Source organism: Microbacterium sp. SWDP-B6, assembly GCF_059803615.1.
In genome coordinates this window covers 54,217-70,988 of the sequence record NZ_JAPFGV010000010.1, presented here as the reverse complement: position 1 = coordinate 70,988, position 16,772 = coordinate 54,217, and the positions used below count along the sequence as shown (strand labels likewise).

At 66.3% G+C, this 16,772-nt stretch carries 15 protein-coding genes; 7 read left to right on the top strand and 8 right to left on the bottom strand.

What is annotated here, in order from left to right; all coding sequences use genetic code 11:
• Positions 1 to 24: 24 nt before the first annotated feature.
• Both OPU70_RS13240 and OPU70_RS13235 read right to left on the bottom strand, forming a co-directional pair.
• The gene (locus OPU70_RS13240; RefSeq protein ID WP_042541962.1) at positions 25 to 768 is read right to left on the bottom strand and encodes an ABC transporter ATP-binding protein; all 744 of its coding nucleotides are present in this window, start codon (positions 766 to 768) and stop codon (positions 25 to 27) included.
• Positions 752 to 1,585 carry an ABC transporter permease gene (locus OPU70_RS13235; protein ID WP_042542182.1) on the bottom strand — a complete coding sequence of 278 codons (834 nt, stop codon included), beginning with the start codon at positions 1,583 to 1,585 and terminating at the stop codon, positions 752 to 754. The genes OPU70_RS13240 and OPU70_RS13235 overlap by 17 nt, the downstream gene beginning before the upstream one ends.
• A 230-nt stretch (positions 1,586 to 1,815) precedes the next feature.
• On the opposite strand from OPU70_RS13235, the gene OPU70_RS13230 reads away from it, so the two are divergent.
• The 4 genes from OPU70_RS13230 to OPU70_RS13215 are packed head-to-tail and all read left to right on the top strand — an operon-like array spanning position 1,816 to position 7,221.
• Positions 1,816 to 3,501: a glycosyltransferase gene (locus OPU70_RS13230; protein ID WP_498557991.1), complete on the top strand. Its 1,686-nt coding sequence runs from the start codon at positions 1,816 to 1,818 to the stop codon at positions 3,499 to 3,501.
• A complete protein-coding gene (locus OPU70_RS13225; protein ID WP_231567649.1) occupies positions 3,498 to 4,397 on the top strand; it encodes a glycosyltransferase family 2 protein in 900 nt (299 codons plus the stop codon). The genes OPU70_RS13230 and OPU70_RS13225 overlap by 4 nt, the downstream gene beginning before the upstream one ends.
• The gene (locus OPU70_RS13220) at positions 4,394 to 6,334 is read left to right on the top strand and encodes a DUF6541 family protein (RefSeq protein WP_079112565.1); all 1,941 of its coding nucleotides are present in this window, start codon (positions 4,394 to 4,396) and stop codon (positions 6,332 to 6,334) included. Before OPU70_RS13225 ends, OPU70_RS13220 begins: the two co-directional genes overlap by 4 nt.
• Positions 6,331 to 7,221: a glycosyltransferase gene (locus OPU70_RS13215; RefSeq protein ID WP_475123561.1), complete on the top strand. Its 891-nt coding sequence runs from the start codon at positions 6,331 to 6,333 to the stop codon at positions 7,219 to 7,221. The genes OPU70_RS13220 and OPU70_RS13215 overlap by 4 nt, the downstream gene beginning before the upstream one ends.
• Positions 7,222 to 7,266: 45 nt before the next feature.
• On the opposite strand, the gene OPU70_RS13210 is transcribed toward OPU70_RS13215, so the two are convergent.
• Together OPU70_RS13210 and OPU70_RS13205 are read right to left on the bottom strand one after the other, a co-directional pair.
• Complete coding sequence (locus OPU70_RS13210) at positions 7,267 to 8,013, bottom strand: glycosyltransferase (protein ID WP_042541958.1); 747 nt, start codon at positions 8,011 to 8,013, stop codon at positions 7,267 to 7,269.
• Positions 8,010 to 9,266, bottom strand: a complete 1,257-nt coding sequence (locus OPU70_RS13205) for a polysaccharide biosynthesis protein (protein ID WP_498557990.1) — start codon at positions 9,264 to 9,266, stop codon at positions 8,010 to 8,012. Before OPU70_RS13205 ends, OPU70_RS13210 begins: the two co-directional genes overlap by 4 nt.
• Positions 9,267 to 9,376: 110 nt before the next feature.
• Here OPU70_RS13205 and OPU70_RS13200 point away from each other — a divergent pair, with 110 nt between their 5' ends.
• A complete protein-coding gene (locus OPU70_RS13200; protein ID WP_498557989.1) occupies positions 9,377 to 10,378 on the top strand; it encodes a glycosyltransferase in 1,002 nt (333 codons plus the stop codon).
• A gap of 6 nt (positions 10,379 to 10,384) precedes the next feature.
• Here OPU70_RS13200 and OPU70_RS13195 read toward each other — a convergent pair whose 3' ends face one another.
• The 4 genes from OPU70_RS13195 to OPU70_RS13180 are packed head-to-tail and all read right to left on the bottom strand — an operon-like array spanning position 10,385 to position 14,796.
• Complete coding sequence (locus OPU70_RS13195; RefSeq protein WP_498557988.1) at positions 10,385 to 11,332, bottom strand: glycosyltransferase; 948 nt, start codon at positions 11,330 to 11,332, stop codon at positions 10,385 to 10,387.
• Positions 11,329 to 11,727 carry a DUF2304 domain-containing protein gene (locus OPU70_RS13190; RefSeq protein ID WP_042541956.1) on the bottom strand — a complete coding sequence of 133 codons (399 nt, stop codon included), beginning with the start codon at positions 11,725 to 11,727 and terminating at the stop codon, positions 11,329 to 11,331. Before OPU70_RS13190 ends, OPU70_RS13195 begins: the two co-directional genes overlap by 4 nt.
• Complete coding sequence (locus OPU70_RS13185) at positions 11,724 to 12,479, bottom strand: glycosyltransferase family 2 protein (protein ID WP_042541955.1); 756 nt, start codon at positions 12,477 to 12,479, stop codon at positions 11,724 to 11,726. Before OPU70_RS13185 ends, OPU70_RS13190 begins: the two co-directional genes overlap by 4 nt.
• A 28-nt stretch (positions 12,480 to 12,507) precedes the next feature.
• Positions 12,508 to 14,796: a hypothetical protein gene (locus OPU70_RS13180; protein WP_498557987.1), complete on the bottom strand. Its 2,289-nt coding sequence runs from the start codon at positions 14,794 to 14,796 to the stop codon at positions 12,508 to 12,510.
• A gap of 104 nt (positions 14,797 to 14,900) precedes the next feature.
• Here OPU70_RS13180 and rfbA point away from each other — a divergent pair, with 104 nt between their 5' ends.
• Positions 14,901 to 15,770, top strand: coding sequence for a glucose-1-phosphate thymidylyltransferase RfbA (gene rfbA, locus OPU70_RS13175; protein ID WP_475436070.1), 870 nt, complete (start codon positions 14,901 to 14,903; stop codon positions 15,768 to 15,770).
• A complete protein-coding gene (gene rfbB, locus OPU70_RS13170) occupies positions 15,770 to 16,768 on the top strand; it encodes a dTDP-glucose 4,6-dehydratase (protein ID WP_042541952.1) in 999 nt (332 codons plus the stop codon). The genes rfbA and rfbB overlap by 1 nt, the downstream gene beginning before the upstream one ends.
• Positions 16,769 to 16,772: the final 4 nt, after the last annotated feature.

Genomic DNA, 16,772 nt, shown 5'->3' with positions numbered 1-16,772 from the left:
TCGGCCTCGGGCGTCGGGGCCCGCTCAGGAGCGCATGACCGCTACGGCCTCCGCGCTGGGGCCGTCGAAGCGCACCTTGCCCTTCTGAAGCAGGATGCCGCGATCGCAGAGGTTCGAGACCATGTTGAGATCGTGGCTGACGACGACGAGCGTCTTGCCCTGGGCGTGCAGCTCGCGCACGCGGGCGAGGCACTTCTTCTGGAACGGCTCGTCGCCCACGGAAAGGATCTCGTCGATCAGCAGGACGTCCATCTCGGTGTGGATCGCCACGGAGAACGCCAGTCTGAGGAACATGCCGGACGAATAGTGCTTCACCTCGGTGTCGATGAACTGCTCGATCTCGCTGAACGCGACGATCTCGTCGTACCGCGCCTCGGTCTCCTTCTTGGTCATGCCCAGGATCGCGGCGTTGAGGAAGATGTTCTCGCGTCCGGACAGGTCGGGGTGGAACCCTGCGCCGACCTCGATGAGGCCGGCGACGCGGCCGCGAGTGAGCACGGTGCCCTCATCCGGTTCGAGCACCCCCGAGATCAGCTTGAGCATCGTGGACTTGCCGGATCCGTTGAACCCGAGAAGAGCGACGGATTCGCCCTGCTGGATATCGAACGAGACGCCGTCGAGCGCGTGGAAGTCCGTCGTCAGCGGCTTGCGGCGGATCGCGGCGAGAGCCGTCTCCTTGATGGAATGCGTGTGCCGGAGCTTGAAGGTCTTGTGGACGTCGTCGATGATGATCCGCGGGAGAGGCTGCGCATCAGAGATCTTGGGCAAAGCGGCCCTCCAGTCGGCGGAAGACGAGCTGGCCGATGACCAGCGCGATGAGTGACGTCACGAGTGCGATGAGCCCGTACAGCCAGATGTCGGGGATCGGGGAGGCGTCGGGTCCGAGCGGGAACCAGACTCCGTAGTGGAACAGCTCGACGGCGGCGGTGATCGGGTTCAGCCGATAGAGGACGAAGAGCCACTCCGGCACGACTCTGGCGACCTGGGTCCACTCGTACATCACCGGAGAGGCCCAGATCGCGACCATCACGATGATCTCGACGAAGCTCTGCGCGTCGCGGAAGGTCACGTTGATGGAGCCGAAGAAGAGGCCGAGGCCGCTGGCCAGAACGGCGATGATCACGAGAGCCAGCAGGATCGCGCCCAGGGAGGCGAACGAGGGGGCCCAGCCGAAGAACAGCGAGATCGCGATCACGACGATGATCTGCGGCACCGTGTTCACGGCGGCGATCATCATGCTCGCGATGGGGAACATCTCGCGGGGCAGGTAGATCTTCTTGATGAGCGCCGCATTGTCGACCAGCGAGCGGGTGCCGTTGGAGAACGCCTCGTTGAAGAATGTCACGACCGTGATGCCCGAGAGCAGGTAGATCGGGAAGAAGTCGACCCGGTCGTTCAGACCGAGGAAGACACCGATCGCGACGAAGAAGACGACGAACTGCACGAGGGGCTTCACGTACGACCAGAGCCACCCGAAGATGGATCCCCGATAGCGGATCTGCACTTCCTTGCGCACGATGAGCGAGAGCAGATGCCTTTGCCGGAAGACCTCGAGGAGCCCTCGATTCGCGCCAGGAGTCGTCATTCTCTGGTCGTCGGCTGTGCGAGCCTGTTGCACCGCGATTCCACCTTCCGAGGCGCCGACGGTCTCGGGCGCACCGAGAGCAATCATACGATCCCTGACGCATCGTCCCTGGCAGATCGATGGGGAAGCCGCGAACGCACAGCACAGGCTCAACCCAGGGTCGCAGGGGCGGTCGCTGGTAGGATCGCGGAGGTCTCGTGCGTCCGTCGATCCGAAAGCAAACTGTATCCGTGACACCTCTTCAAGCTCTCGATCAGCCTGCACTCTTCCGATTCGAGGACCCGCAGACGGGTGCGAATCTGTCGGAGCGCGAACGTCGCCTTCTCGTCGGTGCGCTGAACTTCCACGCGCTGATGGCGCCTCAGCGGACGCTTCGGATCCATCTCTACGACGGCTCGGTGGAGACGACGCCTCGACTGACCGACGACAGCACGTTCGACGGACTCTCTCGGAACAACCGTCACCGGATCGAGAGCTTCGACATCGTCAGCTCCGTCTCCGTCGAAGAGCGTGAGCCCGAACTCACGGAGGCTGCCTCAGCCCGGCTCGTGGCGTCGCCCGCCAGGCATCTGCACGTGTCGTCCGACGGCGTTCTCGACTCCGATCCGTACCGCCCGCAGCGCCCTGGCCTCGTCGGCGGGATCGCACGGAGTGTCAAGTCGCGCGCTCCGCTCCTCTATGACGATGCGCGCGATCTCTCGCTGCTCAGATTCCGACGCAAGCTCACGACCGCGATCGAGCCTCGCGACTATGAGGCGGAGTTCCGCCGTGGGGGTGCGCACGAGGACGAGGTGATCGTGCCGGCCGGCCCCGCCCCCGAAGGGGCGCAGAAGGCCGTGATCATCGGCCTCCACTGGTTCGAGCTCGGCGGCGCCGAGCTCTGGGCATTCGAGACCGTGCGTCTCGTGCGCGAGGCGGGTCTGCTCCCGATCGTGCTGACGAATCGGGACTCCCACCAGCCGTGGGTCACTCGTCCCGAGCTCGACGGGGCGCTGCTCATCCCCTTCTCGGAGCCCACCGTCCAGTCTCAGACCGCCGGCGTCGAACCGCTTCTCCGATCGCTGCTGCGCACCTTCGACGTGCGCGGTGTCGTCATCCATCACAATCAGTGGCTGTACGACCGGGTGGCGTGGATCGCGGCCTCGCGTCCCGGCATCCCGATCATCGACAGCACGCACATCGTCGAGTACACGGGCGGCGGCTATCCACTGAGCAGTGCGATCGCATCGAAGTCGATCACCACGCACCACGTGATCTCTCCGAGCCTCGCCCGCTGGATGACGGACGTGCAGCGGATCCCCGCCGATCGCGTGGTCATGGCACCGCTCGGCGGACTCACCGTGAAGCCGAAGGATGCCGTGTTCCGCCCGCGGGCCGCGGGGGAGCAGTTCACCGTCGCGTTCATCGGCCGGATGGCACGGCAGAAGGCGCCGGAGGTCTTCATCACGATGGCGCGAAGGCTGAAGCGTCAGGGCTACTCGCTGCGTTTCATCCTCCACGGTGGCGGCGAGTTGTCGAGCTGGGTCGATGACATCATCGAGGCTGAGGGACTGACCGCCGACATCGTTCGGCGAACCTCGGACACTCCGGTCGCGGAGACTCTCGACGAGGCGCACGTTCTCGTCGTGTCGTCTCACAACGAGGGCCTCACACTCACGACCCTCGAGGCGATCGCGCACGGCGTGCCGGTGATCTCGACCGATGTCGGCGCCCAGAGCGACATCATCCCGGCGTCCGCGCTGGTTCCGCGTCACGCTCGTCTGGCCGCTCGTCGGCTCGCCGAGGCAGTGGCCCCGCTCGTCGACGACGAAGAGGCGAGGGAAGCGCTGTGGCGCAAGGAGCGCAAGGCTGAGAAGAAGCTGCTGTCTCAGCAGTCCGCGAGTTCATGGTTCAAGGAAGAGGTGGGCTCGTGGTGAGTGTCGCTGGAGTGGTCGTCACGTTCAATCGGCTCGAGAAGCTGAAGACCGTGATCGCATCTATAGAGGCGCAGACGCACCCCGTCGAGACGCTGTTCGTGATCGACAACGCCTCGACCGACGGCACGGCGGAGTACCTTGCCGCGCTCGAGACAGCGGTGCCCCTCGAAGTCGTGAGCATGTCGACCAACTCCGGGGGAGCGGGCGGGTTCTCGGAGGGGATGCTGCGCGGATACGCGTCCGGGGCGGATCATGTCTGGATCATGGACGACGACTGCTATCCGAAGCCGGAAGCGCTCGCGAGCCTCATCGCCGGTTTCGACGGGGCGGTCCAGGAGCTCGGCGGCGACGTGCCCTTCGCGTGCTCGGTGGTCGAGTTCACCGACGGCAGCATCTGCGAGATGAACAACCCGGTGACGACGTGGGACTGGGGACGCCTGCTCGTCAAGGGGCAGAAGAACGTCATGGTGACCGCGTGCTCGTTCGTCTCGGTGCTGATCCCGCGGTGGGCCATCGCGGAGTACGGGCTTCCCTATTCGGAGTACTTCATCTGGTTCGACGACCGTGAGTACACGCTTCGCCTCACCGCGCGTTGCCCCGGTGTGCAGGTGCTCGACAGCGTCGTCGTCCATGACATGGGTGACAACCGAGGCGTGAACTTCGCCATGGTCGATCGCAAGAGCCTGTGGAAGTTCTCGTACGGTGTGCGCAACGAGGCTTCCTGGCAGCTGCACCACCGTGGGTTCCTCTACTTCATGGAGTTCGGTGCGCGACTCTTCGTGAGCCTTCACCGCGGCCGCGTTCCGCTGGATCTGCGCGCCAAGCTGCTCGGCAAGTGGGTGAAGGGCATCACCTTCAACCCGAAGATCAAGTATCCAGAGGCGGAGGCGGCGTGAGCTGGGTCTCGATCCTGCCCGCGCTGATCGTCACCGGCGCTCTCCTCTTCCTTCCGGGTCTGCTGCTGGGCTTCCTCCTCCGCCTGCGCGGAATGAGGCTTCTCGCGCTGGCCCCCGCGCTCAGCGTCTCCCTCGTCGCGGTAGCTGCTCTCGCGGCTCCGTTCGTGGGTATTCGGTGGAGCATCCTGCCCGTCCTCATCCTCACGGCGGTCGCTGCGGTCGCCGCATACTTCTGGTCGAAGCACGTCGGAAAGCCGGCCCTGCTCCGTCAGAGCTCGAACGCCAGACAGCTGGTCGCCGTGATCGTCTCGATCGTCGTGCCCGCCCTGCTCATCGCGTTCGTGCTGGTCAGAAGCATGCACGACCCCGAGTTCTTCTCGCAGCGCTACGACAACTTCTTCCACCTGAACGCGGTCCAGTACGTCCTCGACACCGGGAACGCGTCGCCTCTGTGGCTGGGCAGCATGACATCGCCGGCGGGCGTGCCCTTCTACCCGTCGGGCTGGCATGCGATGGTCTCGATCATCGTCGCGCTGAGCGGAGCCTCCGTGCCGCTTGCCAGCAACGCCATGATCATCGTCGTCGCGGCGGTCGTCTGGCCGATCGGCGCCGTGTTCCTCGTGCGCGAGCTCCTGGGGCGCAATCAGATCCTGACGGTGATCGCGGGAGCTCTGGCTGCCGCCTTCCCGGCCTTCCCCTTCCTGCTCCTGCACTACGGCGTGCTGTACCCGCTGTTTCTCGGCCTCGCCGTCGCCCCCGCCGCCATCGTCGTCGCGTGGTGGCTGCTCAGGCCCGGGCGGGTTCCGCGTCGTCAGGACTGGGCGCTTCTGCTGGTGCTCGTCGTGCCCGGCCTGGGAGTCGCACACCCTGGTGCGCTCATGGCCGTCGTCGCGCTCACGGTGCCCTTCGTCCTCGCGAGGCTCCTGCATCAGATGAGAACTCCCGGTCGACCGCGACTGATCGGGATCGGCCTGCTGGTCGCATACGCCGCGGCGGGAGTCGTCCTCCTGCAGGTGGTGCGGCCCCCGGCGAGCCAGATCTACTGGCCCATCATCAACACCGTTCCCGACTCGATCGGCGAGGTCGTCGCGGCGAGCGTGTACGGCTACCCGAGCTCGCTCGGAATCACCGCCCTGATGATCATCGGCGCGTACAGCGTGATCCGTCGAGGCACCTATGCGCGCTGGTCGATCCTCGCGATGGCCGTCATCTCGGCGGTGCTCTACATCATCGTCTCGGCGTCGCCGTATGAGACGCTCCGCTTCTGGTTCACGGCACCGTGGTACAACAATCCGCCCCGTATCGCCGCCTTCTGGGCGATCGGTGTCCTGCCCCTCGCAGCGCTGGGCGGAATCGTCCTCGTCACGTGGCTTCTCCGGCAGCGACTGCTGGTGCCGGTACGGCGGTTCTTCGAGCGCCTGCCCATCGTCCTGATCGCCATCGTCGTGATCGCGCTCGTCGGAGTCACCCAGAACGCCGCCATTCGCCAGGCGGCCGCCGACATCGAGTTCACCTATGAGCTCCGACCCGGCGGGCCGATCCTGTCTCCGGACGAACTCGACCTCATGGAAGATCTCGCGGAGCTCGTGCCGGAGGATGCGGTCATCGCGGGAGACCCGTGGACGGGAGCCTCGTTCGCCTACGGTGTGAGCGGACGCCGGGTGCTCATGCCCCACCTTCTGATGGACCTCACTGACGATGCCGAAGCGATCAACACGATGCTGAGCACAGAGGGCGACTCGCCGGAGGTCTGCGCCGCGCTCGAGGACACCGGTGTCGGATACGTCCTCGACTTCAGCGCGGACGGGGACTTCCAGGAGAACGACGGAGACTACTCGGGACTCGATGACCTCGACAGCTCGCCCTACGTCGAGCTGGTCGAGCAGCGCGGCGACGCGAAGCTCTTCAAGATCGTCTCGTGCGGGCTCGGGTCATGACCTACGAGATCTTCGTGCCGTTCTGGGGAGACCCGGATCAGCTCTATGAGACCGTCGAGTCCGTGCGCGCTCAGACGGACCCGGACTGGCGGTTGACGATCATCGACGACTGCTATCCCGATGACTCGGTCGCAGCTCACTTCAGTGAAGAGCGGGACGAGCGGATCGTCTACACCCGGAACGAGCACAACGTCGGGATCACCGAGAACTTCCGGGAGTCCGTTCGGCGCGCGTCAGGGGACTTCGTCACGATCCTCGGGTGCGACGACCTTCTGCACCCGAACTATGTGGAGGTGGTCCGCGCGGCGGCCCGCGCAGTGCCGCACGCCGACGTCATCCAGCCGGCAGTTCAGGTCATCGACGAGGACGGGGCTGTCGTCCTTCCCCTCGTCGATCGGATCAAGCAGCGCCACCTGGCTCCGAAGGGACGGGACGTGACGGTCTTCAGCGGCCCTGACATGGCCACCACGCTGATCCGTGGGAACTGGCTCTATTGGCCGTCGCTCTCGCTTCGAGTCGAGACACTTCGTCGTATCGACTTCACGGACGACCTTCCCGTCATCCAAGACCTGGCATTGCTGATGGACATCGCCTTCGACGGCGGCACGTTGGCCTACACGCCGACGCTCGCGTTCTCATATCGCCGCCATCTCGAGAGCGCATCCCAGAAGACGCTGCTGGACGGCAGCCGTTTTCTCGATGAGCGGCGGTATTACCGCATCGCGCGCCGATCGGCCGCTGAGCGAGGGTGGAGTCGCACAGCGCGGACCGCTCGGGTGCGCCTCATGTCCCGCCTGCACGGGATCGCCGCACTGCCCCTCGTGCTGAGGCACGGGACGGCGCGGGGCCTGCGATCGTCGCTGGCGCACGTGGCCGATCTGAGCTGAGTCCGGGGAACCCGAGCGGCGGCTCAGCGGAACCGCGCGGTGGCGTCAGCGCGCGGAGCGGACGCGACGCGCTGCTTCGCGCCATGCGCGGAGGAGCATCCACCGCGACTGCAGTGCCTTGCGGAGTCCTCGCGGCTTCGGGGCCGACGCGTTGGCGTCGTGCAACCGACGCCGCAGCACCGGGCTCTGGACGTGGGCGAGCCCGCGAGCCGTGTTGCCGACGGTCGCGATCCACAGATCATGGGACTCGACGAGGAACTCGGGAAAGGGCAGGATGAGGTCTCTGGCCTCGCGGCGGAACGCCATCGCGCACCCGTAGTAGGGCGCATCGCCGGCGAGCAGACGCAGCTCATTGGCCAGAGAGCCGCCTGAGGGCAGCGCATCGAGGTGCCAGGGGCGTCCGGTGAGCGGAGAACGCAGTGGTGCGTCGTCAGGCAGCAGCACGAGGTCGCCGGCCGCGATCGATCGGTCGCGAAGTGCCTCGACCAGCAGCGCACGGCGGCCAGGAACCCACTCGTCGTCCTGGTCGGAGAGGAAGATGATCTCGCCGGTCGCCTCGGCTATCGCGGCCTCGAAGGCCTTCACATATCCGCGGTTGGTCTCGGAGCGGATCAACCGGATGCGATCGTCTCCGACAGCGGCCACGACGTCTGCGGTGTCGTCCGTGCTCGCATCGTCGACCACCACCACCTCGTCGCCAGGGTGGAGTCCGTCGAGGATCGATTCGAGCTGGTGCCTGACGAATCGTGCACCGTTGTAGGTCGCCATGCACACGCTCACGGTCGTCGTCATGCGATGTCTCCCTCAGCCGGGGCGACGAGGGCGAAAGCCGATCGCCTCTCCAGGAGCAGATGATGTGTTCCGGCTGTCACGACGACGGCGAGGATCACGAGCTCAGAGGCCGCGAGCCCGGCGATGATCCCGCTGAGGCCCCACTGGGCGCCGAGGACCATGAGCGGGACCCCGACGAGAGCAGCGCCGAGGGTGCCGAAGAGCACGTAGCGGTTCAGGCCTGCCGGGACCAGGACATTGCGGATGAAAGGCGTCGTCAGACTGGTGAGCGCGAAGGTTGCGCCGAACCCGAGGAACACGGCGATCTCGGGCGTCGCCTTCTCGCCGAACAGCAATGAGGAGAACACCGGGCCGAGCACCGTCAGCGCCGCGCCTCCGATCAGGGCGAGGGCGGCGTGGAGCCCGAAGGCCACGAAGTGGCGCCGCAGCCGACCATGAGCGTAGGAGACCTCGAGCACCCACTTCTGAAGGGTGTTCGACAGAACGGTGACGGCGAAGAGGGCGATGCGGAAGAACTTGTCCGCAGACGTGGCCTGACCGCTGGCCGTCGCGCCGAGTATGCCCTGCGCGAGCGGGATGGGTGCAGAGGTGTAGGAGCCGCCGATCGTCTCAGCCGCGGCGACCGAGAGGTTCGCGCGGTATGCGCGCAGGATCCGCCGCCCTGCGAACGGGGGCAGCGGCCGACGATAGAGGCGGAGGTTCAGAAGCAGAGGGCCGGTGAGGAATCCGATCAGCGTGAGGATCGGGTACCACAGCAATTGCTCCGTGAGCAGGAGGAGGGGGATCGCCAGAGCCACGCTGATGCTCACCGGGAGGGTCTCGAACAGCAGAACCACTCGCGCATTGCCCACGCCGACCGCGTACCAGACGACGGTCATGGCCGCAGCCGTGGTCGCCAGGGTGACGAGTGCGGCGACGAGGCGGAACTCGGCGGGGACGAGGACCGAGCTGAGCGCGGCGCCGACCGATCCCGCCGCCACGACGAGCAGGCCGCGGCACCAGAACGAATCACCGAAGATCTGACGCCGGGCGGCATCGTCGGCGCTGAGCGCGATGCGCGCACCGCCGGAGATGTTCCAGCCGAACCCCGCGACGATCGCGCAGACGGTTCCCACCGCCTGAGCCGTGCCCACGGAGCCCCATGCCGCCAAGCCGAAGACGTTCGGGATGATGGGCAGCAGGAACAGAGGGGCGATGAAGGAGATCAGAGGAACGGCGCTAAAGCCCGCGAAGCGTGACAGTAGAACCTTCATCGATGGGACTCCTCGGACCATTGCGGCCCAACACCATTCGGGATGGCGGGGACGTGAACGCGTGCGACCCTAGACTACTTGAGTCGGCTTTACGGAGAGGTCAGGGACCAATGGTTGGAGTTATCGTGCTCGCCGCCTATCGACCCTCCAAGGAACTGTTCGCCCGTCAGCTCGCCTCGATACGCGATCAGACGGTGACCGACTGGGAGTGCATCATCTCCGTCGACGGAGAACTCGAGACCGTCGAGGAGGTGCTCGCCGATGTCGCGGCCGGAGACGAACGCTTCCGGATCCTCGCAGACGGCCGTCGACTGGGCTTCTACCTGAACTTCGAGAGGGGTCTCGCGGCAGTTCCCGCAGCGGCGGAATGGGTGGCGCTGAGCGACCAGGACGACTTCTGGTATCCGCACAAGCTCGAGACCCTGCTTCCGCATCTCTCCGAGTCTGCGATCGTGTCGGGCCAAGCCCGGCTGGTGGCCCACCCCGGTGACGAGGTGCTCGGATTCACCGAGCGACGGCAGCTCGATGCCGCGTCGACGATGATCGTGAATCAGTTCACCGGCTCGTTGTGCGTGTTCCGCGCCGAACTGCTGTCGACCGCGCTGCCCTTTCCACGTCTCTCCTCCCACACCGTCGCGCACGATCACTGGCTCGCCGTCGTCGGGATGGCTCGGGGAGGCGGCCGCGTCGTCGAGGACGTCGTGCAGGACTACGTGCAGCACTCCGCGAACGTGTTCGGTGATCCGAGCCGGCTGCGTCTCGGCCCGATCGCGACCCTGCGACGAGCCTGGGGGAACGCCGTCGAGTTCTCGGTGCGGTACGAGGGCGCCGCGTCGCCGTGGGCGATGGCACGGATGCTGTTCTGGATCTACGTGGGGTGGCGCCAGCTCATGGCCCAGACCCTCGTGGAACGTGATCCTCGCTCGCCAGCCGCGATCGAGGCGGATCGGCGCTTCGGTGCGGGCCGGCGGCTGCGCGACACGCTGGGGATGCTGCGTCGAGTCCGGCGCGCACAGGTCGTGCCGACGCCGTTCGTCATCGCATACCTGGGGAGCTGGGCGTCGGGGTGGCTGATCCGGGGGCGTCGACGGACACCCACCGTGGCGCCGTAGACGGCCTCAGGCAGATTCCGCGTCAGGGAGGGGGCGAGCCCGCCACGTGACACGGGCAGCCTCCGTCATGAGCGCAGGCCCCATCCTCCCCATGCGTTCGGCTCGTCCGTCGCGGAATCCCGCGACGAGCAGCTTCCGCATGGTCGAGTGGGGCCTCGCCAGCATCCACGCGATCAGGAAGTACGCGTAGTCGGCTCGGGCGTCGCGGCGCAGGCGCGCGCGATGCCGCGGGTGGCGCCGCGCCAGCACGATGCGATTCCTGGCCCTGTAGTAATACCGGAACGGAGTGCTCAGCGTGAGGGTGGGAAGGAGTGCCCCGAGCGGCCCCGGGAACCGGTAGCGCGCACCCAAGCGGTGCGGCAGTCGGAGGCCGGGGGCGACGATGCACGGCAGGTCCGCGTCAAGGCAGCGGAGCTCGAAATCCGTGTCCACGAGGTCGATGAAGAGAGCTTCGTCCATCAGCCCGACCTGGTCGACCACTCCCGCGGGGAGATACATGCCGGACTGGATCGCGTGAGCGGCATGGACCACTCCGTGTCCTGCCGGCGGTCCGGCCTGGGAGACGTCGGCGAAGAACTCCGGAACCACGGGGCCGGCGGGGACGCCGTGAGCGCGAGCATGTTCCCACGCCGCGCTCAGAGCGTCGACGAACCCGGGAGCGATGGTCGAGTCCTGATCGAACGTCACGATCGCGCTCGCGCCCTTGTCGAGGGCGCAGCGGATGCCGCGATTGAGCGCGGCGCCGATGCCGGAGTTGCGCTCCAAGGCGAGCACCAGCGCTCCGCTCGCCGCGATCTCCGCGCGGATCGAATCGAACTCAGAGCCGCTGCCGTCGTCGACCACGATGATCCCGGTGACTTGGGGAGCGAGATCAGCGAGCAGCGGAGGCACCTGCGCGGGGCGATGAACGGTGACGACGCCCCAGACGCCGTCGCTCGAGTGTCGCGACGTCATGCCGGGGGAGCGCTGTCGGCGCCGCCGCCCCGGTGCTGAGCCTCCAGGGCCGCGATGCGGCTGTCCAACCTGTCCACCTCTGCGCGCGACAGCGCCGCCTCCTCCGCAACGCGACGGATCTCGTCCTCCGCCTGGGAGAGCTCCCAGGAGAGATGCAGCGAGACACCGAGGAGCAGGGTGATCGCGAGAGCGAACAGGAGGTTTGCCGGCACCTGAACACCGAGAAGCGCGGTCGCCCAGAGCAGAAGCTGCGGGAAGATCCCGAGCAGCAGGACGCTTAGCGCGATGACGATCCACATCACCGCGTACTTCTCGCGAAGGCGTCGCGTCAGAAGCATCCAGAAGACCAGCACGAGGATGAACAGCGAGAGGGCGATCCCGACGACGACGATCACTTTGCGTCCTCCTGTTCGCGGACACCGGTGGATTGGCTCGTCGAGCCGGTGCGACGCAGCATGGCCAGGCCGAGCGTGAACACCGAACGCAGCAGATAGATCGATGCTCCGACCGGACCCTGGCTCGGCGTGCCGTGGACTCGCGGCCGCATGGCCACGGGAACCTGCGTCACCGTCAAACCCGCGTGACATGCTGCGACGAGGGAATCGATGGTGTCGCCGAGGTACTCGGCGGGGTAGTAGCGGACATACTGCTCGATGGCTCGGCTGTTGGCGGCGCGGAAGCCGCTCGTCACATCGGTGAGACGGGTCTTGGCGACCCTGGACACCGTCTTCGCCAGGAACAGCATCGCCCAGTGGCGAGGGCCCCGAACCGAATAGTCGCCGACGTCCGCGAACCGAGCGCCGATCGAGATGTCCGCGGTGTCGAGACCGGCGAGGACGCGGGCGATGTCGAGCGGGTTGTGCTGCCCATCGGCGTCGACCTGGATCGCGCGGGTGTAGCCGTGACGTTTCGCGTACGTGAAGCCGGTGCGCATCGCGCCGCCGACCCCGAGGTTGAAGGGAAGGGAGATGACCGTCGCACCGGCTTCTCGGGCGACCGCACCTGTGTCGTCCGTGGATCCGTCGTCGACGACGAGAAGATCGAAGTCGGCGTTCGCGGCGCGGACCTCGTGCACGGTGCGTCCGACGTTGCGGGCCTCGTTCCATGCGGGGACAATCACGAGGACACGGTCCGACGACAAGCTCATAGTTCCCCGATCCTATCGGATCGACCTGTCACGTGATCGGTGTGCCCGCCGCGTAGTCCGCTTTGAATGCGGGCGCAATCTGGAGCACCGCGGGTGCGCGTCCGCCGCCGAGTCTGAGGAGGACCGACACCGACGTCACGTGCCTGAGCTTGCCGTTGTCGTAGAAGTAGATCTCGGGCGCGCCGGTGAACTGCACGAAGTCGGCTCCGCTGGTGAGCAGGGGCGACCCGACCTTGTAGCGCGAGAGCTGGTCGCCCGGGAGCACATACTCGCGTGGCGGCGTTCCTCCGTTCAGCTGGAGGAGGGTCTTGATGCTGCGGACGTGACGCAGCAACCCGTTCTCATACCGGTAGATCTCTTCGCGTCCGGTGAAGCGCACGAAGGAGTTCGCGGGGAGATTCGCTGCGCCGGTGCCGAACCACTGGACGGTGCCCCGCGACCAGGGCAGCACCTGCAACGGTCTGGAGCCGTTGAGCGCGAGCAGATCGGCGGGGGACTGCACATGCCGCAGCGTGCCTCCCGAGATGACGTAGATCTCGGGTGCCCCCTGCGGCTGGATGAACAGCGGATCGGAGACCGTCGTCTTGGCGCGGGGCATCGCGCCACATTCTCCGCTGCCGAGCTTCGTCGGCTTGATGTTCCCGAACTGCGTGCCCGACACCGGATAGACCTTGCCGCCCGCGGCGATCAGTGTGCTGTTGCCGCACATGACGACCGGGGTCAGCGTCGACCCGACCTTCGAGTTGGCTGCGACCGAACTGCGCGGCACGACGGTGAGGCCCGTGGCGCCGAACTCACCCGCGAGCGCGGTGCTGGGTATGTGCAGCAGGCGATCGCCGAGGAGGGTGAGGTAGATGTCATTCGAGTCCGCGGCACGCACCAGGCTGTTCGCCTTGATCACGAGGAGGCCGTTGCCGATCGCCGCGGCCGCCGACGGTTTCATCGAGGCGACGTATCCCGGCGTGCCCCGGGAGACCTCGGCCCAGGTCTGCTGGTTGGCGACATGCCTGCGCAGACCTGACTGATAGAGGTACACCTCCGGCTCCGCTCCCGAGCGGAAGAACGACCCGACGGGAGCACCCTCGGAGAACCGGTCCGCTGTGGCGCCGGTGAGGTTCACGTACGAGCTGAACGAGTATCCGAACAGGGCGACCTGGGCCGCGTCGACGAATCGATGCCGGGTGCCATCCGGTTCCAGAAGGTAGAGCGTGCCCGTCCGAGGGTCGTGCACATAACGCGTGACCGGCTTGCCCTCGGGCAGGGGATCGAGGTACGTCGCGGCCACGGACACGGCCCCACCGAGCCTCGCTCGAAGCGCGGCGTAGTCCTCGCCCGCGACGACATGGTGACGCATGCCTGACTGCACCAGATAGATCTCCGCGCGACCCGGGACCTGCGCGAGGGTGGCCGCAGCGCCGCCCGCCGTCTGCGTGCTGCCGAACCAATCGGTGAAGAACTGGTAGAAGTTGCGATTGCCGTAGCTGGAGCACCCGTCCCCGCTGCCGTAGCCGGCATTGAGCGCCGCTCGATTCGGCTGATACGGGGTGTAGTAGTAGAGCGCGGCGGTCGCCTTGTTCTCGACGCGGACCGGTGCCGAGCCGCAGGCCCTGTTCGGGTGATAGAGGATGTTCCAGGTCTTTCCCGGCGCGTAGTACGTGAACCAGCGTCCCTCGGCGTAGATCTGCATCTGCCTGGCCGCACCGTAGATCTGGTAGAAGAAGCCTGCATATGCCGGATCGCACGGCGCCGTGTCAGGGCAGCCCTGACCGAGTGCCATGTCGAAGCGCCAGCTGCTCGGCCACGTGTGCGTGACGAGGCTCTGCTCCTTCTCGAGCATCACGATGAGCACCCGCGGGTTGATGCCGCAGGACTGCGCGACCCGCGCGATGATCGTGGCCGCCGACTCGTTCGCCGCCCCGGTGTAGCCACGGCAATAGCTGTCTGCCGGACGGTTCGGCGTGTTCTGGCGGTAGTCCTTGAGGCAGACGTATCCGCTGCGGCACGACGCGACTTTTCCGCGGAAGAACGAGTCGATCTGGCCCGCAGACATCGTGTCGCTCTGGAAGAACACGGCATCGGAGATGATGTTCCCCGACTTGAACTGCGCCAGGTTCGCGGTGTCGCGTATGGATGCGTCCACTGAACCGGTCGCCGTCGCCGTCGACGATGTCTGCGCTGTCGCGGCGGCCGACAGGCCACCGGAGGATGAGGGCGAGACGGCACTGGCCGGCGTCGCCACGAGCAGGGATGCGGCGAGGACGACAGCCGCTGCACTGGCGAGGAGGCCGAGCAGGTGGGGGGATTTTGAGCCGGTCACCTGCTCATTGTGACGGAAATGCACAGATGATGCCAGTGTGAACGGTGTGACGCAAGTAAATCGCCTCTTTCTGAGTGCCAGCTGGGATGTGGCACGATATGGGGGTGAAAGGCATAATTCTCGCTGGCGGCTCAGGAACTCGACTGCACCCGATTACGATCGGCATCTCCAAGCAGCTGATTCCCGTGTACGACAAGCCGATGGTCTACTACCCGCTGTCGACGCTGATGCTGGCGGGGATCCGGGACATCCTGATCATCACCACGCCTCATGACGCGGAGCAGTTCGAGCGTCTGCTCGGCGACGGTTCGCAGTTCGGGGTGAACCTCACGTTCGCGCAGCAGCCGTCGCCGGATGGTCTCGCCCAGGCCTTCGTCATCGGCGCGGACTTCATCGGCGACGACAAGGTCGCCCTCGTGCTCGGCGACAACCTGCTGTACGGTCCGGGGCTCGGCACCCAGCTCAAGCGCTACACGGACGTCGAGGGCGGTGCCGTCTTCGCCTACTGGGTGGCAGAGCCCAACGCCTACGGCGTCGTCGAGTTCGATGCCGACGGTCGCGCCGTCTCGCTCGAGGAGAAGCCGGAGCACCCCAAGAGCAACTACGCCGTGCCCGGACTCTACTTCTACGACAACGACGTGGTCGAGATCGCACGCAACCTCGAGCCGAGTGCTCGCGGCGAGTACGAGATCACCGACATCAACCGCGCCTACCTCGAGCGCGGTGACCTGCAGGTCGAGGTGCTTCCTCGCGGAACGGCGTGGCTCGACACCGGGACGTTCGACCAGATGTCGGATGCCGGCGACTACGTGCGCACGATGGAACGCCGCACAGGTCTGCGCATCGGAGTCCCGGAAGAGGTGGCCTGGCGTCAGGACTTCCTCACCGACGACGACCTGCGTGAGCGGGCCACCAAGCTCGTGAAGTCCGGCTACGGAACCTACCTGCTCGAGACCCTGGAAAGAGGTCGTTGATGTCGAACATCCTCGTCACCGGAGGCGCCGGTTTCATCGGCTCGAACTTCGTCCACTACGCGGTCGAGCACACCGACCACACGGTCACCGTCCTCGACGCGCTGACCTACGCCGGCAACCGGGCCTCACTCGCGGGGCTTCCCGACGATCGTGTGCGGTTCGTGCACGGCGACATCACCGACGCCGAGCTGGTCGATCGGCTCACCGCCGAGGCGGACGCCGTGGTGCACTATGCGGCGGAGTCGCACAACGACAACTCGCTGCACAGCCCCCGTCCCTTCCTCGACACCAACATCATCGGCACGTACACGCTGCTCGAAGCCGCGCGCAAGCACGAGACGCGGTTCCACCACATCTCGACCGACGAGGTCTACGGTGACCTCGAGCTCGACGACCCTGAACGGTTCACCGAGCAGACTCCGTACAACCCGTCGTCGCCGTACTCTTCGACCAAGGCCGGCAGCGATCTGCTCGTCCGCGCCTGGGTCCGCTCGTTCGGCGTGCAGGCGACGATCTCGAACTGCTCGAACAACTACGGTCCGTACCAGCACGTCGAGAAGTTCATCCCGCGTCAGATCACCAACGTGATCCGCGGCATCCGGCCCAAGCTCTACGGGGCAGGCGAGAACGTCAGGGACTGGATCCACGCGAACGACCACTCGTCCGCGGTGCTGACGATCCTCGAGAAGGGTCAGATCGGCGAGACGTATCTGATCGGCGCTGACGGCGAGCGCAACAACAAGGACGTCGTCGAGCTGATCCTCGAGGAGATGGGCCAGCCGCGAGACGCGTACGACCACGTCACGGACCGGGCCGGTCACGACCTGCGGTACGCGATCGACTCCACGAAGCTGCGCACGGAGCTGGGATGGAAGCCGGAGTTCGCCGACTTCGAGTCCGGACTGGCGGCGACCATCGCGTGGTACCGCGACAACGAGTCATGGTGGGCGCCTTCCAAGGATCAGACCGAGGCGTTCTACGCCTCCAAGGGACAGTGACCCG